Here is a 21,568-nt window from a genome sequence, read left to right as displayed (position 1 = left end):
TGGTCGTGGTCACATACCTATTGACGCGCGGGTAACCGAGGAGAACACTTTGCGTACGTCGGTCGGCATTGTCGAACGCTAAACGGCTTCAGTGGTCACTCTGGCACCCGACGTGAACAAAAAGCCCTTCCAACGAGGACGGCGCCCCGGCACCGAACTCGGGCACGGACAAAGGAGTTCCAAGTGTCCAACACAGACATCATCGTCGGCGAGGTCGTCGGCACGGCCCTGCTGATCCTGCTCGGCGCGGGCGTGTGCGCGGCAGTCACCCTCAAGAAGTCCAAGGCCCAGAACGCCGGATGGCTCGCCATCGCGTTCGGCTGGGGCTTCGCCGTCCTCACCGGCGCATACGTCTCCGCGGGCGTCTCCGGCGCCCACCTCAACCCCGCGGTCACCATCGGCCTCGCCATCACCGGCGGCACCGAATGGAGCCAGGTCCCCCTCTACATCGCCTCCCAGTTCGTCGGCGCCATGATCGGCGCGGCCCTCGCCTGGGTCGCCTACTACGGCCAGTTCCAGGCCCACATGGCCGACCTCGCGAACCAGCCCGAACCCGCCGAGACCGAGGGCGACGCCAAGGCCGGCCCGGTCCTCGGCATCTTCTCCACCGGCCCCGAGGTCCGCAAGCCCGTCCTCAACCTCCTCACCGAGATCATCGGCACCTTCGTGCTCCTCATCGCGATCCTCACCCAGGGCCTCAACGACTCCGGCAAGGGCCTCGGCGCGCTCGGCGTCCTCATCACCGCGCTCGTCGTCGTCAGCATCGGCCTCTCCCTCGGTGGCCCCACCGGCTACGCCATCAACCCCGCCCGCGACCTGGGCCCCCGCATCGTCCACGCCCTCCTGCCCCTCAAGGGCAAGGGCTCCTCGGACTGGGGCTACGCCTGGATCCCCGTGATCGGCCCGCTCGTCGGCGGCTCCCTCGCCGCCCTCCTCTACAACGTTGCCTTCGCGTAGCCATGGGGACACAATCGACCTATTCCGCCTCGACAACGATGTTTTGGAGCGCACCATGACCGACTCGCACACCGGACCGTTCATCGCGGCCATCGACCAGGGCACCACCTCCAGCCGGTGCATCGTCTTCGACCGCGACGGCCGCATCGTCGCCGTCGACCAGAAGGAGCACGAGCAGATCCTCCCCAAACCGGGCTGGGTCGAGCACGACGCCGCCGAGATCTGGCGCAACGTCCAGGAGGTCGTCGCCGGCGCCATGGTCAAGGCCGGCGCCCGCCGCGACGACATCCTCGCCATCGGCATCACGAACCAGCGCGAGACGACCATGCTGTGGGACAAGCACACCGGGCAGCCCGTCCACAACGCCATCGTCTGGCAGGACACCCGCACCGACCAGCTCTGCAAGCAGCTCGGCGGCGACGCCGGCCAAGACCGCTGGCGCCGCGAGACCGGCCTCCCGCTCGCCGCGTACTTCGCGGGCCCCAAGATCGCCTGGCTCCTCGACAACGTCGAAGGACTCCGCGAGAAGGCCGAAGCCGGCGACCTCCTCTTCGGCACCATGGACTCCTGGGTCATCTGGAACCTCACCGGCGGCGTCAACGGCGGCGTCCACGTCACCGACGTCACCAACGCCTCCCGCACGCTCCTCATGAACCTCGAAGACCTGTCCTGGAACGAGGACATCGCCGCCGAGATGGGCGTCCCCCTCCAGGTCCTCCCCGAGATCCGCTCCTCCTCCGAGACCTACGGCGAGGTCACCGGCGGCACCCTCGGCCAGCTCCTCGGCGGCGTCCCCGTCGCCTCCGCGCTCGGCGACCAGCAGGCCGCCCTGTTCGGACAGACCTGCTACTCCGTCGGCGAGGCCAAGTCCACCTACGGCACCGGCACGTTCATGCTCATGAACACCGGCGAGAAGCTCATCCACTCCGAGTCGGGCCTGCTCACCACCGTCGGCTACCGTATCGGCGACCAGGACCCCGTCTACGCCCTCGAAGGCTCCATCGCCGTCACCGGCTCCCTCGTCCAGTGGATGCGCGACCAGATGGGCCTCATCAAGACCGCCGCCGAGATCGAGACGCTCGCCGCCTCCGTCGAGGACAACGGCGGCGCGTACTTCGTGCCCGCCTTCTCCGGCCTCTTCGCGCCCTACTGGCGCTCCGACGCCCGCGGCGTCATCGCGGGCCTCACCAGGTACGTCACCAAGGCCCACATCGCACGCGCCGTCCTCGAAGCCACCGCCTGGCAGACCCGCGAGATCACCGACGCCATGACCAAGGACTCCGGCGTCGAGCTCTCCGCCCTCAAGGTCGACGGCGGCATGACCTCCAACAACCTCCTCATGCAGTTCCTCGCCGACGTCCTCGACGCCCCCGTCGTGCGCCCCATGGTCGCCGAGACCACCTGCCTCGGCGCCGCCTACGCGGCCGGCCTCGCCGTCGGCTTCTGGGACACCACCGACGACCTCCGCGCCAACTGGCGCCGGGCCGCCGAATGGACCCCGAACATGGACCCGGACCTGCGGGACCGCGAGTACAAGAACTGGCTCAAGGCCGTCGAGCGGACCATGGGCTGGCTGGAAGACTAGCAACAGTGCAATTAGGAGCGCGGCCATGACCACCTTGCAGCACCTCCCCGCGAACTGGGAGGACCCGACCGTCGCACGCTTCACCGAGCGCGCCGACCGGGCCGAGCAGCGCGAAGCGCTGTCGAACACCACGTTCGACCTGCTCGTCATCGGCGGCGGCATCCTGGGCATCTCCACCGCCTGGCACGCCGCCCAGTCGGGGCTGCGGGTGGCCCTGGTCGACTCCGGCGACTTCGCCGGAGCGACCTCCTCCGCCTCCTCCAAACTCCTCCACGGCGGCCTCCGCTACCTCCAGACCGGCGCCGTCAAACTCGTCGCCGAGAACCACTTCGAGCGCCGCGCCGTCACCCGCCAGGTGGCGCCCCACCTCTCCCGCCCCCTCACCTTCTACCTGCCCATCTACAAGAACGGCCCCCACGGCGCCGCCAAGATGGGCGCCGGCGTCTTCGCCTACTCCGCGCTCTCCGCCTTCGGCGACGGCGTCGGCCACCTCCTCAACCCCGTCAAGGCCCGCATGGCCGTGCCCGAACTGCGCACCGACGACCTCAAAGCCGTCGCCGTCTACGGCGACAGCCAGATGAACGACGCCCGCATGGCCCTCATGACCGTCCGCGCCGCCGCCGACGCAGGAGCCGTCGTCCTCAACCACGCCGAAGTCACCGGCCTGCGCTTCACCGGCCGCCAAGGCCAGCGCAAACGCGTTTCCGGCGCCGATCTGCGCGACCGCACCGACGGCACCGAGTTCGGCGTCAACGCCCACGTCGTCCTCAACGCCACCGGCCCCTGGGTCGACCACCTGCGCCGCATGGAGGACGCCGGGTCCGACCCCTCGATCCGCCTCTCCAAGGGCGCCCACCTCGTCCTCAAGCGCACCGCCCACTGGAAGGCCGCGCTGGCGACGCCGATCGACAAGTACCGCATCACCTTCGCGCTGCCGTGGGAGGACATGCTCCTGCTCGGCACCACCGACGAGGAGTACGAGGGCGACCCCGCGGACGTGGCCGTCAACGAGAAGGACATCCGCCAGATCCTCGACGAGGCCGGGCACTCGGTCCGCTCGAACCAGCTCGACCGCGACCTCATCACGTACACCTTCGCCGGCCTGCGGGTCCTGCCCGGCGGCCCCGGGAGCACCGCGAAGGCCAAGCGCGAGACCGTCGTGACCGAGGGCCGCGGCGGGATGCTCTCCGTGGCGGGCGGCAAGTGGACCACGTTCCGCCACATCGGACGCACCGTGATGAAGAAGCTCGCCGCCATGCCCGGGTACACGCTCGGCGCCGAGATGGAGCCCATGCGGAACCTGCCGCGGCGCCTCCCGCTGCCCGGCATCGCCAACCCGCACGCCGTGGCGCACCGGCTCCTGTCCGACGGCGGCGCGCCGCTGCCGAACCTCGGCGAGGACACCGCCAAGCACCTCGCGACCCACTACGGCTCCATCGCCTTCGACATCGCCCGCCTCGCGGGGGAGCACCCGGAGCTCGCCGAGCGCGTCCACCCGGACGCCCCCGAGATCTGGGCGCAGGTCGTCTACGCCCGCGACATGGAGTGGGCCGAAACCCCCGACGACGTCCTCCGCCGCCGCACCACCCTCACCATCCGCGGCCTCGACACGCCCGAGATCCGCGCGAAGGTCCAGCGGCTGCTCGACCAGAGATAACAAGCTTTCTTCCACACACACGAGGCAGGCACAACCGCCTCGGAGGGCGGGGCGGGGTCTGAGGGGTCCCCGCCCCGCTCCTTTTCCTCCTCTTCGCCCGCGTTGCGCCCGCCCGCCCCGCGCCCGCCGCACCTGTCGTACCCCTGGGGCACCTTTGAAACCGGGGGCGACCGCGGATCGAGTCATCCTCGCATTCCGCGCCCACGGGGCCCGCCGGACTTGTCGTACCTCCGCGGCATCTTTGAGACCGGGGGCGACTGCGGATCGAGCGATCCTCGCGTTAGTCGCGGCTGGAGTCGGGGTGGATCGCCAGGAACACCGAGAACGGCCGCGCGCCCGGCCCCGGCTCCATGCCCGCCAGGTCGTTGAGGAGCACCTTGAACCGGTGGTTGACCTCCTCGTACTGCTCCTCGTTGAGCCGCAGCCCGAGCCGCCCGAGATTGAGCTTGGCCGGGTCGCCGAGCTGCGCCACGTCGGTTTGGAACACGTCGATCATCGCCGTGGACATGTCGGACCAGAATTCCTCGCCCAGCCGCAGCGACCAGGACTTGCGCGTGGCGAGGTACGGGATCTCGCGGGCCCCACGCGCGCCGATCCGCTCCTCCTGCGGGGCCAGGAACCCGGTGTCCACCAGCTTGCGCACGTGATGGAGCACGGTGGCCGGGTTCGAGCCCAGCCGCAGCGCGATCTCCTTGTTCGTGAGCGGCTGGTCCAGGCACAGCCGCAGGATGCGCAGGCGCACCGCCGAGGCCACCGCCTTCGCCTCGGCCTCGGTCGCCAGGGTCCGGTCGTCCTTGAAGCCCTCTGAACTGCGCTGCTCTGCCACGACCCCATCCTAGCGGCACGACCGATTGACATTTCCCAATCGATTGGGAATACTCAATCGCATGATCTCCCTCGGCGACCCCGACGTCGGCGCGCCCCCGAAGCGCGACCGCCTCGGCCTCCTGCGCGACCACGACTTCCGCGACCTCTTCCTCTCCACCACCGTCGCCCAGGTCGGCTACCAGATCACCTCGCTCGCGCTCCCGCTAGCCGCCGTCATCGCCCTCGACGTCAGCGAGTTCGAGGTCGGCGTCCTCTCCTCCATGACGATGATCGCCTTCGTCCTCATCGGACTCCCTGCGGGAGCCTGGGTCGACCGGATGCGCCGCCGCCGCGTCCTCATCGTCAGCGACGTGGTGCGCGCCGCCGTGCTCCTCACCGTCCCGCTCGCCTGGTGGGCCGACGCCCTCACCATCTGGCAGCTCTACGCCGTCGCGCTGGTCATCGGCGTCTTCACCGTCTTCTTCGACGTGTCCTACCAGAGCTACCTGCCCCACCTCGTGGGCCGGGCGCACCTCGTCGAGGGCAACGCCAAACTGGAGACCGTCCGCGCCACCGCCCAGCTCGGCGGCCCCGTCCTCGCCGGGCAGCTGATCCAGTGGCTCACCGCGCCCGTGGCCATCGCCTTCGACGCCGTCGCCCTCGGGGCCTCCGCGCTCCTGCTGCTGCGCATCCGCCGCCGCGAGCCCAAACCCGAAGTGGCCCACGGCTCCCGTGTCTCCACCGAGATCAAGGACGGCCTGAAGTTCGTCTTCTCGAACCGCATCCTCGCCTCGATCGTGTCCTGCACCGGCACCTACAACTTCTGGACCGGCGCGTTCATGGCGATGATCGTGGTCTTCCTGCCCCGCGACATGGGCATGAGCCCGGGCGAGATCGGCCTGTTCTTCGCGCTCTTCGGCGTCGGCGGCGTCTTCGGCGCGTTCGCCGTCGGCGTCTTCACCCGGCTCCTCGGCGAAGGCCGCGTCGTGTGGGTCTCGGTCGCCGTCACCGCGCCGTGGATCCTCCTGGTCCCCGCGGCCGAGCCGGGCTGGCGCATCTGGCTCGGCGCCGCGCTCATGGCGTTCGTCGGGGCCGGGGGCGTGATCTACAACGTCACCCAGGTGAGCTTCCGCCAGCGCCTCACCCCGGACAACATGCTCGGGCGCATGAACGCCACGGTCCGCTTCGTCGTCTACGGCGCGTACGCCCTCGGCGCGATCCTCGGCGGCGCGCTCGGCGAGGTCCTCGGCGCCCGCACGACCCTCTGGATCGCCGCCGCCGGGATGACCCTCGCGTTCCTGCCGGTCTTCTTCTCGCCCTTGCGGAACATGACGACCCTGCCCGATCCGAAGCACGAGCCCGCGGGAGCGGCCGCCTGAACCGTCTCCCGCGTCCGGGCCCGCCCGCAGCGGCCGCCGAGCCTCGTCGGCGCCCGCTGCCGGGCGGGCCCACTTCCCGTTTCAGGCCTGCGCGGTCGCCTTGGCGTGCTTGGCGACCTTGAGCTGGAGCAGGCCGATGACGATGACGCCGACGGCCGTCGCGTAGTGGACGCCGAAGGCCATGGCGGCGCTGCCGCCGTGGGCCAGGATGAGCGAGCCGTCGCCGATGGGGATGAGCGCGGTGGCGAGCAGGGCCCATCCGAGCGCGCGGCGCTCGCGGATGACGAGCAGCACCAGGAGCACGATCGCCGAGCCCAGGTCGCGGGCGCCCTTGACGCTGAGGAAGTCGGCGGCCTCGCCGGTGGGCCAGTGGGCGAAGCCCATGCTCGGGGCGACTGCGGCGGGGGTGAGGAGGTACTGGAGGCCGAAGGAGAAGACGAAGAGAACGCTGATGACGGTGAGGGCGTCGGCGGTGATGCGGAGGGCTTTCATGGGGGTCTCCAATTTGAGGTGGCTAGAAAATCTAGCAGTGCTAGTTACATGAATGACGCTAGCATAGCTCCGCTCGGATGTCTAGCGGTGCTAGAATTTCTTGCATGGTCACCAGTCAGCGACGCGAACGCGAACGCGCCCAACGCGAAACCCTCATCGTCAACGCCGCCCGCGAGATGGCCGAGGCCGACGGCTGGCCCGCGGTCACCATCCGCAGGCTCGCCGAGCGCATCGAGTACAGCCAGCCGGTCCTCTACTCCCACTTCGCGGGCCGCGGCGCGATCGTCGACGCCGTCGCCCTCCAGGGCATCGGCGAACTCGCCGAGGCCCTCGAAGCGGCCCGCGCGGGCGCGGCTCCGGGGGAGGAGCTCGCGGCCGTCGCCCGCGCCTACCTCGACTTCGCGACCGGCCACCCGGCCGTCTTCGAGGCCGCCTTCACCCTCGCCGAGGGCCTCCCCTTCGGCCCGGACGCCCCCGACGTGCTCAAAGCCGGGTTCGCCCCGCTCTTCGCGGTCTTCGCGCCCCTCGCGGGCGACCACGACCCGGAGGCGGTCACCGAGGCCGGATGGGCCGCCATCCACGGCCTCGCGGTCCTGGCCCGCGACGGGCGGCTGCGTCCCGAGCACCAGGCGGAGCGCCTGGAGGTCGTGCTGGAGAAGTTCACGAACTCCTGACGTCACATCCGGCGGGCTCCGCGGGTCAGTACAGTTGACCGACTTTCACGGAGGACCTATGAGCGACGATTTCCTGGTGCAGCGATTCGAGGAGCACCGCGACCACCTGCGCGCGGTCGCCTTCCGCATGCTCGGCAGCTCCAGCGAAGCCGACGACGCCGTCCAGGAGACCTGGATGCGCTTCGCGCGCACCGACACCGCCGAGGTCGAGAACCTCCGCGGCTGGCTCACCACCGTCGCCTCCCGCGTCTGCCTCAACCTCCTGCGCACGCGTCGCACCCGCCGCGAGGACGAGCTCGACCGCGACCACGACACGGCCGCCTTCCCCGGCGACGTGCCCGCCCCCGACCCGGAGGCCCAGGCGGTCATGGCCGACTCGGTCGGCCTTGCGCTGCAAGTGGTCCTGGACTCCCTCAACCCGGCCGAGCGCGTCGCCTTCGTCCTCCACGACCTCTTCGGCGTCCCCTTCGACCGCATCGCCCCGGTCCTCGACCGCACCCCGGAGGCCACCCGCCAACTCGCCAGCCGCGCCCGCCGCCGCGTGCGCGGCGGCACTCCCGTCCCTGACGTGCCGCTCCAGCGTTCGGTCGTGGAGGCCTTCCTCGCCGCCGCCCGCGACGGCCGCTTCGAGGACCTCCTTGAAGTCCTCGACCCGGACATCAAGGTCGTCGCCGACGCCGCCGCCGTCGCCACCGGCTTCGCCGGGCGCGAAGTCCTCGGCGCCAAGCAGGTCGCCGCGATCTTCAACGGCAACGCCCGCGCCGCCGTCCCGGTCCTCGTCGACGGCTACGTCGGCGCCATGTGGGCCCCCGGCGGCACCCCGCGGTCGGTCCTCGCCTGCACGGTCGAGCACGGCCGCATCACCGCGATCACGATCATGAACGACCCGGGCACGATCGCAGCGCTCGACCTCGCCGACCTCTGACCCGGACCGCCGTCCTCGACCTCGCCAACTTCTGATCCGGTCACGATCGCCGTTCGCGGCCCGACCTCCGACCTGGTCACGATCGCCACTCGCGGCCCGACCTCCGACCCGGACGCGACCGCCACTCGCGGCCCGACCTCCTTCGAGTGACAACATCCCCCGCGGGCCCGGTTTTTGTCGGACCCGCGGGGGATGCTGGCGGCTACGCTCGGTCCCCTCTGGGTGGGTGGGGGCTAGGGATGGCTATACGGGCTTCAGGTTTTTAGCGGGCTTCGCGGAGGATTTTCACGTCCCAGGGGCCGAGGTGGATCGAGGCGCCCGCCTGGTGTTCGGTGTCGTCCAGGAGGTCGACCGCCGCGGCCGGGAGCTCGACGTCGGCTTCGTTCCAGGACCAGTTGTGGAGGAAGCGGACCGTGGCGCCGTCGCCCGTGGTGCCGCTCGTGGCCGTGACGCTCGGGTGGGTCGGGCGCCAGTGGTCGGCCGGGGCGAGCCACTCGAACAACGCCTTCGCGAAGGCGTCGTTGGGGACCGTCCCCACATAGGTCACCCGGCCCAGGCCGTGGTCCTGCGTCGTCGCCGCCGCGAACCTCCCGAAGTGCGGGTGCACGTACTCCGCGAGCGTCTCCGCGCCGCGCAGGTACGCGCCGTCGGCCCACGTCACCGCCGCCGCATCCTCGCCCAGCGCCAGACCCGAGCTCTCGGCCGCGCGTACCGCGACCGGCTCCAGCAGGTTCGCGAACTCGTCGTACCAGACCCCGGCCGCCTCGTGGAGCCGCGCGGGCTTCACTTCGAGCCGCGCTCGGGCCTCCTCGTCGCCGTAGCCGGTGCGCGGGCCGAGGACCAGGTGCCCGCCCGCCGCCGCGTACCGGTCGAGCCAGTCCAGCAGGTCGTCGTCGGCCGCGTAGATCCCCGCCGCGACCAGCACTGGGAACTGCGCCACCGCCTCGCCCGGATCGCCGGGCTGCTCAGTGTGGACGATCCGCGCCTGGAGCCCGGCGTCGAAGGCGCCCTTGTAGAACGGGCCCGTGATCGACTCGAACGACTTCCGGTCCGGCCCGCCGTCCGCGCCCTGGAGCGGCGGCTGCGCCGCCAGCGCCCACTCGCTCGGCTTCGAGTACAGGACCGCCACGTCGGCATGCGGCACCAGCCCGTCGAGGGCCGCGCCCGCCTTCCGCAGCTCGCCGCCGAGGCGCGCGAGCTCGCGGTACACGCGCCCCGGTTCCTGGCTGTGGGGGAGCACCCCGCCCCAGTAGGTCTCGGTGCCGAAGTGGAGCGTGTGCCAGTGCCAGTACTCGATCATCCTGGCCCCGCGCGACACCAGCGCCCACCCGGCCTGGCGCCACTGACCGTCGTACGCGGGCAGGTTCTCCCAAGGCCCGCCGATGGCCTGCGCGTTCGTCTCCGTCACCAGGAACGGCTCCTGACGCGAGGAGTACATCCGGTCCGCCGAGTGGTAGAGCGCCCACGTGCCCTGCGTGTTCCAGTTCGCCGCGTCCCCGCTGCTGTCGTGCGGCAGCGCGAACGCGTCCTGCATGCGGTAGTACGGGTTCCCGGCGGTGATCGAGAGCCGCTCGGTGAGCGCGCGGTCGTCGATCGCGGGGCGCGGGTACGAGATGCACGTGGTCGTGAACTGGTCCTCGCGGGCGTACTCGCGGGCGATGTCGGCCTGCCAGCCGATGAACTCGGTGGTCTGCTCGGCCTGGAACCGGCGCCACGCCTGTTCGTACTGCGGCTGCGCGTTCCCGTCGGGCCGCCACAGGTCGGCCCAGGTGGAGAGCCGGTGCGACCAGTACACCAGGCCCCATTCGCGATTGAGCGTCTCGACGTCGCCGTACCGGTGCCGCAGCGAGTCGGTGAACCGCTGGAACACGCCGTGGTTGTGGAAGAGCTGGAGGCCCGGCTCGTTGTCCACCTGGAACCCGATGATCGCGGGGTGGTCGGCGTACCGCGCCAGGATCTTGCGGATCACCCGCTCGGCGTGGAACCGGAACGCCGGGTGCGTGTAGTCGACCTCCTGCCTGCCGCCCCAGGCGATCCGCTCGCCGGTGCGGTGCTCGCCGGCGATCTCGGGGTACAGGCGCGCCAGCCACGGCGGCACCGCGTACGTCGGCGTGCCGAGGACGACGGCGATGCCGCGCTCGTGCGCGCCGTCCAGGACCGGTGCGAGCCAGTCGAGGTCGAAGACGCCGTTCTCGGGTTCCCAAGTGCTCCAGACGGACTCGCCGACGCGGATCACTGAGAATCCGGCCTCGGCCATGAGGTCGAGGTCGGCGGCGAGGCGGTCGAGGCCGGGCTTGGAGTCGAGGCCGTCGGCGGCCGCGGGCTGGTACTCGTAGTAGTACGCGGCGCCGAAGAGGATCGGGTTGGGCCAGTTGGACATGCGGTTCCCTTCTCGGGTGGGTGGGAGCGGGCCGGGCGCACCGCGCCCGGCCCGCGGCCTCACTGCTTGACGCTGCCGGAGACCAGGCCGGTGGTCCAGTAGCGCTGGAGGAACAGGAAGGCGACGATCAGCGGGAAGATCGAGATGAGCGACCCGGTGACCACGAGCGGTATGTAGTCGCCGCTGGCCCCGCCCGAGGACGCGGCCTGGCCCTGCCAGTTGGCGAGGCCCACGGTGACGGGGTAGAGCGACGGGTCGTTGAGCATGATGAGCGGCAGGAAGTAGTTGTTCCAGGTCTGCACCAGCATGAACAGCATGATGGTCGCGATCGCGGGCGTCAGGAGGCGGCCGGTGACCTGGAAGAAGATCCGGAAGTCCCCGGCGCCGTCGATGCGGCCCGACTCGATGAGCTCGTCGGGGACGGCGCTGTCGGCGTAGATCCGCATGAAGTACAGCCCGAACGGGTGGCTCGCCATGGACGGCAGGATGATCGCCCACGGCGTGTCCGTCAGCCCCGCCTGGCTGAACAGCAGGTACGTGGGGATCGCGAGCGCCGTGGAGGGTACGGCCATGGCGCCGAGGACGCCCATGAACATCGCCCGGTTGCCCTTGAACCGGTACTTCGCGAACCCGTACCCGCCGAGGGCCGCGAGGAACGTGCCGCCGAGCGCCGAGGCCACCGCGTACAGCAGCGAGTTGCCGAGCCACTGCCCGAACGCGCCGTCGTCGGCGGTGAACGTGTTGCCGATGTTGGTGAACAGGTTGTTCTCCCCGGCGAACCAGAGCCCGAAGGTGGAGAACAGGTCGCCGGTGGTCTTCGTGGAGGCGATCACCAGCCACAGCAGCGGCAGCAGGAAGTAGGCGGCGGCCGCGAGCATCCCGATCGTGAGGATCGTGCTGCGCTTCGGGCGCGCCTTGCGCGCCTTCACGGGGGTGGCGCTCATGACCGGCTCCTGCGGTTGGTGGCGAGCATGAAGAGGTACGAGCCGGCCATGATGACGAAGCCGAGCACGAAGGACACGGCGGCCGCGTAGTTGTACTCCTGGCCGACGAACGCGAGGTTGTACGCGTAGAGGTTGGGGGTGTAGTCGGCGACGATGACGTTCGGCGCGAGCGTGCGCATGATGCTCGGCTCGTTGAACAGCTGGAAGCTGCCGATGACCGAGAAGACCATGCACAGCACGAGCGCGGGCCGCAGCAGCGGGATCTTGATCGACCACGCGGTGCGCCAGGGACCGGCCCCGTCGACCGCGGCCGCCTCGTACAGCTCCGTGGGGATCGCCCGCAGGGCCGCGTACAGCAGGATCATGTTGTAGCCGGTGAACTCCCACGTCACGATGTTCGCGATCGACCCGAGCATGAGGTCGCCGAGGAAGTCCGGCGCGGTCGCCCCGAGCTTGTCGGCGAGCTGCGCGATGGGCCCGAAGTCCGGCCCGTACAGGAAGCCCCACATGAGGGCGGCGACCACGCTCGGCACCGCGTAGGGCATGAAGATCGCCAGGCGCACGGTCTTGGACAGGCGCAGCAGCGCCGAGTCCAGGGCCAGCGCGAAGAACAGCGCCAGCGCCATCATGAGCGGCACCTGGATGAGGAAGAACAGGGCGACGCGGCCCAGTCCGGCGATGAGCTGCGGGTCGGTGAACGCCCGCGTGTAGTTCTCGAAGCCGACGAAGACGTTGCCGCCGATCATCTGCTCGCGGAAGAGGCTGAACCAGGCGGCGTAGGCGAGGGGGACGAGGAACATCGCCGTGAACGCGATCATGAACGGCGCGACGAACAGGTACCCGGTCTTCGCGAACCGCGGGCCCTTGCCTCCCTTGCCGCGCTTGGCGACCCGCCCGATGCGCGGCGCGATCGGCGCCTTGGAGGCGCTGTCGGTGGCGCTCATGAGCCCTCCTCGACGGTGAAGCCCTGGAACTCGGCGTACTCGGCGATGCGGTCCTGCCAGTCGCCGAGCGCGGCCACGGCGTCGCCGCCCTCGGCGATCGCGGTGCCGACGGTCGCGCCGTAGTCGGCCCGGACCTGGTCGTTGAACGGCGGCCACTGGAAGTCGGGGGAGACGGTGGCGCTGATCTGCGCGAACACCTCGTTGACCTTCTGGCCGCCGTAGAACTCCAGTTCCAGGCCGGTGAAGTCGGGGTCCTCCAGGAGGGCCTTGGTGGGCGGGAACAGGAACTGCTCGGTCGCCATCGCCTTGGTGCACTCGGGGTCGGTGTTGATGAACTGCGCGAACACCGCCGCCTGGATCGGGTGCTGCGTGATGTTGAAGACCCCGTTGGTGGACCCGCCCCAGTTCCCGGCGACCTCGTCGCCGGACTCCCACTGGGGGAGCGGGGCGGCCCGCCACTTGCCGCTCGTGGACGCGGCCGTGGACTGGAGGAACACCGGTCCCCATGCGGCCGTGAGCCATGTGGCGTACTTGCCGCGGTTCGCGGCCTGGTACCACTGGTCGGAGAAGTCCGGGTCGGTGGAGACGACGCCCTCGGCGGCGAGCCCGGCCCAGAACTCCGTGACCCGCTGCGCCGCTTCGGAGACGACGTCCACGTTGAGGACCGGGCCCTCGGACCCGGCGAACGGGTCGGCCCCGCCCTGCCACAGGGCCCCGGCGAAGAACGCGCCCTGGCTGGGCGGGAAGTTCGTCAGGTACACCTCCGGGTCCGCCTCGTGGAGCGCGCGGGCGGCCTCGGCGAACGCCTCCCACGTCTGCGGCACCTCGATGCCGTGCGCCTCGAAGATGTCGGCCCGGTACAGCATCCCCATCGGCCCGGTGTCCTGCGGGATCGCCCACACCTCGCCGTTCGCGCCGCTGACCTGCGCCCACACCCACTCGACGAACTGGTCCTCCAGCTCCCCGGCGCCGTAGGGCCGCAGGTCCAGGAGGTGGTCGGTGATGGTGAACGCGGGGACCATCTCGTACTCGATCTGCGCGACGTCGGGGGCGCCGCGCCCGGCGCGCAGCGCGGTGCGGATCTTCGCGTAGTGGCCCGCGCCCTGGGCCGCGTTCGTGACGTCCACTTTGATGTCCGGGTAGGCCTCCTCGAAGAGGGCGACCTGCTTCTCGATGCCGGGCACCCACGTCCAGAAGTCCAGTTCGGTGGGGGTGCGCATGGCCTCGTCGATCTCGGCCTGGCTGACGTGCGCGGGAGGTTCGACGGGCCGGCGGGCGCAGGCGCCGAACGCGAGCGGGCTCGCGGCCGCGGCGGCGAGCCCCGTCCTCCGTCTGAAGCGGGGTGTCATCGTGCGTCCTTTCCTGGCGCTCCGTTGCGCCGGTTCGGGGGCGGTGCGGTGGATCGGCGGACCGCGAGCAGGGGCGCGTCCGGGGGCGGGGGCGGCAGGGGCGCGCCGGTGGGCGCGCCCGGGAGGCGCCGCAGGAGGATGCCGAGACCGCGGATCGCGTCGGCCTCGAACTGCTGCCTGACCGTGGTCAGGGGCGGGGTGAGGTAGGCGGCGGCGGGGATGTCGTCGAAGCCGGTCACGCTGACCCGGCCCGGGACGTCCACGCCCGCTTCGGCGTAGGCCCGCATGAGCCCGATCGCCATGTCGTCGTTCGCGCAGGCCACGGCCGTCACCGCCGGGTCCTGGAGGAGCCGGAGCCCGGCCGCGTACCCGGACGCGGGGGTCCAGTCGCCCTCGATCGGCTCGGGCGCTTCGATGCCGTGCGCTTCGTGGGCGGCCCGCCAGCCGTCGGCGCGCTCGCGGGCGGCGAACCAGGACGCGGGCCCGGCGACGTGCCAGACGCGGGCGTGTCCGAGGTCGAGGAGGTGCTCGACCGCCTCGCGGGAGCCGTCGGCGTTGAACTCGCCGGTGAGGAGGTTCTCGGCCTGCGGGTGGGAGCGGCCGACGCTGTAGACCGGGACGTCCGGGTCGGTGCGCAGCTCCACGCCCTCGTCGATCGGTTCGGAGATGATGATCGCGTCCACGCCCTGGCTCAGGAGCCAGTCGACGGCGTCGCCGATCGAGTCGGGCTGGCCCTCGATCGTGTTGGCGACCATGACGGAGATCCCGGCGGCGCGGGTAGCGCGCTCTATCGCGACTTGGAGCGAGGCGGGGCCGTACAGGGCGGTGCCGAGCGCGACGACGCCGATGCGCCCGAAGCGGCCGGTGATGAGTGCCCGCGCGGCCGTGTTCGGGCGGAACCCCAGTTCCCGGGCGGCGCGCCGGACCTTCTCGCGGACCTCGTCGGAGACGTACCGCTCGTTGTTGACCACGCGCGAGACGGTCTTCTGCGAGACCCCGGCCAGGCGCGCCACGTCGGTCATGCCGGGCGGGCGGCGCCGTGCCGGGGTCCCGCCGGGGGGAGGCGCGAGGGGCATGAGAGGGGCTCCTGACCTGCTGTGACTACGTTGTCATGAAACCTACGTCACATTGTCGTCCCATGTCAAGACATCCGCGGCGAAAGCCCGAAACCCCCTCGAAACGCAGCCGGGGTACCGGCGTGCGGCCCGGGGCCGGAGCCCCGGGCCGCGCCCGCTACTGCGCCGCCCGCCCGCGCCGCGGCGGCGGCCCGAACACCGGGCGGTACTCCTCGAACTCGGTCGTGAACAGCGCCAGGCCCTCCGTCAGGCCCGGAAGGCGCCGCTCCACGCCGTGGACCGCCTCGGTCGGCATGAACCCCGACACGTACCCGGTGGTCTCGGTCGAGAACTGGCCCTTGATGTCCGCGCGGGCCTCCCCGAGCGTCTTCAGGACCGCGTTGCCGGCGCCCGCCGGGAACTCCACGTGGAACCGGTTGACCGGCTCGCACACCACCGTCCCCGACTCCTTGAGCATCACGTCGAGCAGGTACATCGTGGTGTCGCGGAAGTGCCCGGCCGTGCTCGTGCGCCCGATGTACCCGGTCGCGGTCAGCCACACCCGGCAGTCGGTGACCGCCCACCCGTACAGGCCGCGCCGCAGGTACGCGAACACGCCCTCCTCGACGGCGTTGCGCAGCGCCCGCGTCAGCGAGCCCCGCTCCACTTCGAGCCCGTAGTGCAGGCCCGAGCCGGGCTCGCCCGGCTCCAGGCGCAGCCCCACCGTCGCGACGTTCGTCGTCTGCTGCCACGGGCCCATCTCGTGCAGCGCCGACGCGGCCTTGACGGGCCGCTCGACGTGGATCGCGCGGGTCTCCTCGAACTCGACGCCGATCCCGAACTCCTCGTCCAGGAGCGACGCCACGACCTCCTTCTGCACCTCCCCGTACAGGCGCACCGCCATCTCCTCGGACAGCTCGTCCAGGTGCGGGTCCACGAGCGGGTCCCGCTCGGCGAGGCTCAGGAGCGCCCGGTTGAGCGGGACGCGGTCGTTCGGGTCCGCCGGGCGCACCACGGTCTCCAGCGTCGGCGGCGTGAACAGGCCCCCGGTCGCCAGGCCGTCAGGGGAACCGATGACGTCCCCGATGCGGATGTCGCTCAGGCCCTTGACCTTCGCGATCGAACCCGGCCCGGCCTCGCCAGGGACGGTCACCGTGCCGTGGTCGAAGACCTCCACGCCGGTCACCTTGCCCTCGTGGGACTCGACCGCGCCGTACTCGCCGCGCCGGTACGCCGTCAGCGCGTCCCGCGGCGCGATCCGGCCCGCGCGCATCCGCACGTACGCGACCTTCTGGTTCACGTGCTCGACCTTGAACACCGTGCCGCGCGGCTCGGCGTCCGGATCGCCTTGGGGGACCGGCAGGTACCGGCGGACGCCCTCGGTCAGCGCGGCCACCCCGGCGCCGGTCACCGCCGAACCGAAGTACACCGGGTGCGCCCGGCCCGCGCGGACCTGCGCGGCCAGTTCCCGGTCGTAGTCGAGCGAGCCGGGGTCGTCCAGGTACGCGGCGAGGAACTCGTCCGAGCCCGCCGACAGGAGGTCGGCGGCCCGGTCCGCGAAATCGCGGTCCCCGAAACGGAACGGGACGGCTTCGGCCCCGCCGGTGCCGATCGCCCGCACCGTCCCCATCGGGAGCAGGTTCGGGCTGAGCATCGAGGCGAGGTCGCCGAGCAGGTCCGCCTCGCGGGCACCGCGACGGTCGACCTTGTTGACGAACAGGAGCGTCGGCACGCCGAGCCGCTCCAGCGTGCGGAACAGGACCCGGGTCTGGGCCTGCACGCCCTCGACCGCGGAGACCACCAGGACCGCGCCGTCGAGCACGCGCAGCGCGCGCTCCACCTCGGCGATGAAGTCCGTGTGCCCCGGCGTGTCGATGAGGTTGACGGTGGTGTCGCCCAAGCGGAACGCGACGACGGCCGACTGGATCGTGATCCCGCGGCGGCGCTCCAGCTCCATCGAGTCGGTCTGCGTGCTGCCGGAGTCGACGCTCCCGACGCGGTCGATGATCCCCGCGTCGAACAGCAGCCGCTCGGTCAGGCTGGTCTTACCGGCGTCGACATGGGCGAGAATCCCCAGATTCAGAAATGACAAGGACAGTCCTCAGAGCAGAGTTCGGCTGGATTCGCTGGGTGAACTCCGAAGTCCGGCGCATGTCGGACCCCTCTCTGCATCGTTTCGGACTGGACACCGGCGACGCTAGACCCGCCCAGGGGAAGCCGCAACCGCTTTTCGGGACGGGCGCACCCGGGTTAGGCTCCGCACCATGGGCACGAGCGACACCATCCAGTCCGCACTGGCCGCAGACGACGTCGCGGCCGTCAACCGACTCACCGGGTCGTGGCTCGACGCCCGCGTCCCGCTGCCCGTCATGTCCGGGTTCGGGGTGTGGCCGCTGCTCGCGGTCCTCGCCACCGGCGCGAGCGGCATGACCCGCTCAGAACTCCTCACCGCCGCCGGGCTCACGATCGAACGCGCCGCCGAAGTTCCTGCGGCCCTGGGCGACGCACTGCGCTCGTCCGATTCGATCCGCCTCGCCCTCGCCGTCTGGGCCGGATCTCGCGTCACCCTCGACCCCGACTGGACCGCCGGGCTCCCCGCCGACGCCGTCGGCTCCCTCACCGGCGACGCCGCCGCCGACAAGGCCGCGCTCGACGCCTGGGCCTCCCGCTCCACCGGCGGCCTCATCGACCGGATGCCGCTCGACTTCGCCCGCCCCATCGACCTCGTCCTCGCCAGCGCCCTCTCAGTGCGCACCACCTGGGCCACGCCCTTCACCGACTCGCGCCGCTCCTTCAAGACCGGCCCGTGGGCCCGCCTCGGCCAGTGCCGCGGCCTCGCCGCGACCCTCGACGCGGGCCTGCTGCGCGTCGGCGACCACCTGTCGATGCTCACCGTCCCCGGCGACGGCGACATCGACGTCATCCTCGGCCTCGGCCCCGAAGGCCGCGCCCCCGGCCTCGTCGTCGCCTCGCTCCTCGCCACCGCCGCGAACCCCGCGCGCACCCGGCCCGCCGCCGACCTCACCGTCGGCGACCGCGCCATCGGCGTCGAGGTCACCGAGCACCGCGCCGCCCGGCCCCAGACCCGCCCCGAAGTCGACGTCCAGACCGTCCGCTTCGACGTCTCCTCCGACCTCGACCTCCTCGAAGCCGCCCGCACCCTCGGCCTCGCCACCGCCTCCGACGAGGCCCGCGCCCGCTTCGACCGCCTCGCCGCCGAACCCACCTTCGTCAGCCAGGCCCGCCAGACCTGCCGGGCCGTCTTCAGCGCCACCGGCTTCGAGGCCGCCGCCGTCACCGCCGTCGCGATGACCCGCGCCGCCGGCGTCCCCCGCCTCGACCACCGCCACGTCCGCGTCGGCCTGCGCTTCGACCGGCCCTTCGCCTTCCTCGTCCGCCACCGCCCCACCGGACTCGTCCTCTTCGCAGGCTGGGTCGCCGAACCGGAGACCGCATGACCACCGCACTGCACGACGCCCTCAGCCCCGCCGACGTCGCCGCCGCGAACGTCCTCACCAGGCGCTGGCTCGCCTCCCGCAAGGAGATCCCCGCGGCCGCATCGGGACTCGGCGTCTGGCCGCTCCTCGCGATGCTCGCGGGCGGCGCGATCGGCAAGACCCACAAGGAACTCCTGCGCGCCGTCGGCCTCGACGCCGCCCGCGCCGCGGCCCTGCCCCGCCGCCTCCTCGACGGCGCCCGCGCCGTCGAAGGCCTCAACCTCGCCCTCGGCGTGTGGGCCGGACCCGAGGTCGTCCTCGACCCCGACTGGACCGCGTCCCTCCCCGACGCCGCCATCGGCTCACTCACCGGCGACACCGCCGCCGACAAGGACGCACTCGACGCCTGGGCCGCCGCGAACACCGACGGCATCATCGACGCCATGCCCGTCGAACTCGACGGCCCCGTCCCCATCGAACTGCTCCTCGCCAGCGCGCTCCTCGTGCGCACCGACTGGGCCACCCCGTTCGCGGAGGCCTCGCACTGGCCCTTCGCCGCCGGCCCCTGGTCCGGCCTGGACCGGCCCCGCGTCCTGCGCGCCACCTACAACGAGGACGTCCTGCGCTGCACCGACCGCGCCACGGTCCTCACCGTCCGCGGCCGCGGCGACATCGACGTCCTCCTGGGCCTGGGCCCCGAGGGCCGCGCGCCCCACCAGACCACCGGCGCCCTCTTCGACGCCGTCGACCCCGCCTGGGGCCGCTCCGCCACCGCGCTCGCCGTCGGGGAGCACGCGATCGGCGTGCAGGTCAGCGAGTACATGGGCGCCTACCCGCAGACCCGGCCCGAGATCGGCGCGACCACCGTCGCCTTCGACCTCACCGCCGACCTCGACCTCATCGGCGACGCCGAGGCCCTCGGCCTCACCCTCGCCGCGCACCGCAGGCGCGCCCAGTTCGAGCGCCTCGCCGCCCGCAGGCTCTACGTCTCCCAGGCCCGGCAGACCTGCACGGCCCGCTTCGGCGCCACCGGCTTCGAGGCCGCCGCCGTCACCGCGATGGGCATGGGGGCGTTCACCGGCGCCCCGCCGGTCCTCGAACACCGCCACGTGCGCGCCGACGTCGTCTTCGACCGGCCCTTCGCCTACCTCGCCGTCCACCGCCCGACCGGGCTGGTGCTCGTCGCGGGCTGGGTCGCGGCCCCCGCGCTCGCCCCGTAGGAGCCGCTCAGTCCCCCTGCCACGCGTGCCACAGGCCCGCGTAGATCCTGCCCGCCGCCAGCAGCTCGTCGTGCGTGCCCGCCTCCGCGATCCGCCCGTCCTCCACGACCGCGATCCGGTCCGCCGAGCGCGCGGCCTGGAGCTGGTGCGCGATCGCGATGACCGTGCGGCCCGCGAGCGCCGCCGCCAGCGACGCCTCGACGCGGCCCGCGCTGGCGGGGTCGATCCCGGCCGTCGCCTCGTCGAGGATGACGATGTCGGGGTCGGCGATGACCACGCGCGCGAGCGCGATCTGCTGCGCCTCAGCGGTGGTGAGCTTGCGGTGCTCGGGACCGAGGACCGTGTCCAGGCCCTCGTCCAGGGCCCAGCGGGCGTCCACGCGCCGCAGCGCGTCCTCCAACCGGTCGTCCCCGGCCTCGGGCGCGGCGAGGATCAGGTTGTCGCGCAGGGAGGCCGTGAACACGTAGTGCTCCTGGGTCACCAGGACCACGCGCCGCCGCAGCTCCTCCACGCCGATGTCGTACACCGGGACGCCGCCGAGCGTCGCGGTCCCCGTACGCGGCCGGTCGATCCCGGCGAGGAGCCGCGCGATCGTCGACTTCCCGGCCCCGGAGGGCCCGACCACGACGAGGCGCTCGCCAGGCGCGGGGTGCAGGCTCAGACCGTGCAGCACGTCGGGGCCGTCGCCGTACCCGAACGTCACGCCGTCCATGCGCAGGTCGGCGCCCTCGGGCCGGGCCTCGCGCGGCTCGGCGGGCACGAGGTTGACGCCCTCGATGCGCGCGAGCGCGGCCGCGCCCTGCTGGAACTCGCCGAGCTGGGTCATGACCCCGTTGGTGGGGTTGGCGATCCGCACGGTCACGGTGATCGCGGCGATGGCCGTGCCGAGCGTCAGGCCGCCCTGGAAGTACCAGATCCCGGCGGCGAGGGTCACCAGCACCAGCTGGCCGCGGTTGATCATGAGCAGCAGGGTGAAGAAGCTCGTCTGGAGCTTCACGACCCGCAGCATCCGGTCCATCATCGCCTGCCCGCGGCCGTACCCGAGGGCCCGCCGCTCCTCTTGCAGCGCAAGCGACTCGACCGTGCGCGCTCCGGCCCCGGAGGCGCTGACGGTCTCGGCGGCCTCGCTCATCGCGGCCCGCTGCTCCAGGAACGCGGGCGCGGCCCGGCGCAGGTAGCGGCGCGCGGCCAGGTACAGCGGCGGCACCGTCACCAGCGCCACCAGGCCCAGCAGCGGGCTCGCGACGAACGTCGCCACGTACAGGACCACCACCTCGATGACGAGGGTCGCCACGGTCGGCCCGTTGTCGCGCAGCATGTCGGCGACGACGTTCACGTCCGACGCGGTCCGCGTCCCCAGGTCCCCGCGCCCGGCCCGCTCGACCTGCACCAGCGGCAGCGCCAGGACCCGCTCCACGACCGACTCGCGCAGCCGCGCGGCCGCCCGCTCGCCGAACCGGTACCCCGAGAGGCGCCCGAGGCGGCTGAGCACGAACTGGACGCACACGCACGCGAGGATCACCGCGCACACGAGGTTCACCCGCTCGCCGCTCCAGCCCGCGCCGATGCCGTCCACGACCTTCCCGAGGAGGATCGGCACGGACACGCTGAACGCGGCCGCGAAGAAGTACAGCAGCAGGACCGCCGAGGCCCGGCCCGGGTCGGCGGCCAGGAGCCGCCCCACGGCCCGGCGGACCTCCGCGGGCCCGGCGACCGGCAGGCGGTCCTGCGCCGGGGCTGTTGCCATGGTGCTCATGTGTTCT

General features: G+C 71.9%; 17 protein-coding genes. 8 read left to right on the top strand and 9 right to left on the bottom strand.

Translation table 11 applies throughout. The features are described 5' to 3' along the window. The first annotated feature begins 183 nt into the window (after nt 1-183). From ACFFXY_RS15480 to ACFFXY_RS15470, 3 genes are read left to right on the top strand one after another with little or no spacing between them, the layout of a single operon-like run. The gene (locus ACFFXY_RS15480; protein ID WP_382352188.1) at nt 184-957 is read left to right on the top strand and encodes an MIP/aquaporin family protein; all 774 of its coding nucleotides are present in this window, start codon (nt 184-186) and stop codon (nt 955-957) included. 55 nt (nt 958-1,012) lie between these two features. After that, nucleotides 1,013-2,542: a glycerol kinase GlpK gene (gene glpK / locus ACFFXY_RS15475; protein WP_382352185.1), complete on the top strand. Its 1,530-nt coding sequence runs from the start codon at nt 1,013-1,015 to the stop codon at nt 2,540-2,542. A 25-nt stretch (nt 2,543-2,567) separates the two neighbouring features. Next, nucleotides 2,568-4,199: a glycerol-3-phosphate dehydrogenase/oxidase gene (locus tag ACFFXY_RS15470; protein WP_382352183.1), complete on the top strand. Its 1,632-nt coding sequence runs from the start codon at nt 2,568-2,570 to the stop codon at nt 4,197-4,199. A gap of 280 nt (nt 4,200-4,479) precedes the next feature. On the opposite strand, the gene ACFFXY_RS15465 is transcribed toward ACFFXY_RS15470, so the two are convergent. Further along, nucleotides 4,480-5,025 (bottom strand): ArsR/SmtB family transcription factor, encoded by a 546-nt coding sequence (locus ACFFXY_RS15465; protein ID WP_382352180.1) that lies wholly within the window; start codon nt 5,023-5,025, stop codon nt 4,480-4,482. A gap of 61 nt (nt 5,026-5,086) precedes the next feature. Between ACFFXY_RS15465 and ACFFXY_RS15460 the strand changes: the two genes are divergently transcribed. Continuing rightward, nucleotides 5,087-6,385 carry an MFS transporter gene (locus ACFFXY_RS15460; RefSeq protein ID WP_382352177.1) on the top strand — a complete coding sequence of 433 codons (1,299 nt, stop codon included), beginning with the start codon at nt 5,087-5,089 and terminating at the stop codon, nt 6,383-6,385. An 81-nt stretch (nt 6,386-6,466) separates the two neighbouring features. Here ACFFXY_RS15460 and ACFFXY_RS15455 read toward each other — a convergent pair whose 3' ends face one another. Then, nucleotides 6,467-6,877 (bottom strand): DUF4267 domain-containing protein, encoded by a 411-nt coding sequence (locus tag ACFFXY_RS15455; RefSeq protein WP_382352174.1) that lies wholly within the window; start codon nt 6,875-6,877, stop codon nt 6,467-6,469. Nucleotides 6,878-6,981: 104 nt separating this feature from the next. Here ACFFXY_RS15455 and ACFFXY_RS15450 point away from each other — a divergent pair, with 104 nt between their 5' ends. Both ACFFXY_RS15450 and ACFFXY_RS15445 read left to right on the top strand, forming a co-directional pair. After that, nucleotides 6,982-7,551: a TetR/AcrR family transcriptional regulator gene (locus ACFFXY_RS15450; RefSeq protein WP_382352171.1), complete on the top strand. Its 570-nt coding sequence runs from the start codon at nt 6,982-6,984 to the stop codon at nt 7,549-7,551. A gap of 58 nt (nt 7,552-7,609) precedes the next feature. Further along, entirely contained in the window at nt 7,610-8,476 is an 867-nt protein-coding gene (locus ACFFXY_RS15445; protein ID WP_382352168.1) for a sigma-70 family RNA polymerase sigma factor, read from the top strand. Nucleotides 8,477-8,738: 262 nt separating this feature from the next. On the opposite strand, the gene ACFFXY_RS15440 is transcribed toward ACFFXY_RS15445, so the two are convergent. The 6 genes from ACFFXY_RS15440 to ACFFXY_RS15415 all read right to left on the bottom strand — a co-directional run bounded on the left by ACFFXY_RS15440 (nt 8,739) and on the right by ACFFXY_RS15415 (nt 17,240). After that, the gene (locus ACFFXY_RS15440) at nt 8,739-10,856 is read right to left on the bottom strand and encodes a beta-galactosidase (RefSeq protein ID WP_382352165.1); all 2,118 of its coding nucleotides are present in this window, start codon (nt 10,854-10,856) and stop codon (nt 8,739-8,741) included. Nucleotides 10,857-10,915: 59 nt separating this feature from the next. Further along, nucleotides 10,916-11,800, bottom strand: coding sequence for a carbohydrate ABC transporter permease (locus tag ACFFXY_RS15435; RefSeq protein ID WP_382352162.1), 885 nt, complete (start codon nt 11,798-11,800; stop codon nt 10,916-10,918). Next, nucleotides 11,797-12,744 (bottom strand): carbohydrate ABC transporter permease, encoded by a 948-nt coding sequence (locus ACFFXY_RS15430; RefSeq protein ID WP_382352160.1) that lies wholly within the window; start codon nt 12,742-12,744, stop codon nt 11,797-11,799. The genes ACFFXY_RS15435 and ACFFXY_RS15430 overlap by 4 nt, the downstream gene beginning before the upstream one ends. After that, nucleotides 12,741-14,093 (bottom strand): extracellular solute-binding protein, encoded by a 1,353-nt coding sequence (locus tag ACFFXY_RS15425; RefSeq protein WP_382352157.1) that lies wholly within the window; start codon nt 14,091-14,093, stop codon nt 12,741-12,743. Before ACFFXY_RS15425 ends, ACFFXY_RS15430 begins: the two co-directional genes overlap by 4 nt. Beyond that, on the bottom strand, nt 14,090-15,169 hold the full coding sequence (locus ACFFXY_RS15420) for a LacI family DNA-binding transcriptional regulator (RefSeq protein ID WP_382352154.1): 1,080 nt from the start codon (nt 15,167-15,169) through the stop codon (nt 14,090-14,092). Before ACFFXY_RS15420 ends, ACFFXY_RS15425 begins: the two co-directional genes overlap by 4 nt. A gap of 157 nt (nt 15,170-15,326) precedes the next feature. Beyond that, complete coding sequence (locus tag ACFFXY_RS15415; protein WP_382352151.1) at nt 15,327-17,240, bottom strand: GTP-binding protein; 1,914 nt, start codon at nt 17,238-17,240, stop codon at nt 15,327-15,329. 172 nt (nt 17,241-17,412) lie between these two features. Here ACFFXY_RS15415 and ACFFXY_RS15410 point away from each other — a divergent pair, with 172 nt between their 5' ends. Both ACFFXY_RS15410 and ACFFXY_RS15405 read left to right on the top strand, forming a co-directional pair. Further along, nucleotides 17,413-18,606, top strand: coding sequence for a serpin family protein (locus ACFFXY_RS15410; protein ID WP_382352148.1), 1,194 nt, complete (start codon nt 17,413-17,415; stop codon nt 18,604-18,606). Continuing rightward, nucleotides 18,603-19,805, top strand: coding sequence for a serpin family protein (locus tag ACFFXY_RS15405; protein WP_382352145.1), 1,203 nt, complete (start codon nt 18,603-18,605; stop codon nt 19,803-19,805). The genes ACFFXY_RS15410 and ACFFXY_RS15405 overlap by 4 nt, the downstream gene beginning before the upstream one ends. 7 nt (nt 19,806-19,812) lie before the next feature. Here the strand turns inward: ACFFXY_RS15405 and ACFFXY_RS15400 are convergent, their stop codons facing one another. Next, entirely contained in the window at nt 19,813-21,561 is a 1,749-nt protein-coding gene (locus ACFFXY_RS15400; protein ID WP_382352142.1) for an ABC transporter ATP-binding protein, read from the bottom strand. Between the last annotated feature and the right edge of the window lie 7 nt (nt 21,562-21,568).

Origin of the sequence: Glycomyces mayteni, assembly GCF_042428885.1 — a bacterium.
GTDB lineage: Bacteria > Actinomycetota > Actinomycetes > Mycobacteriales > Micromonosporaceae > Glycomyces > Glycomyces mayteni.
Note: the sequence above shows the minus strand (reverse complement) of the source record. Positions and strands in the feature narration are given on the sequence as shown.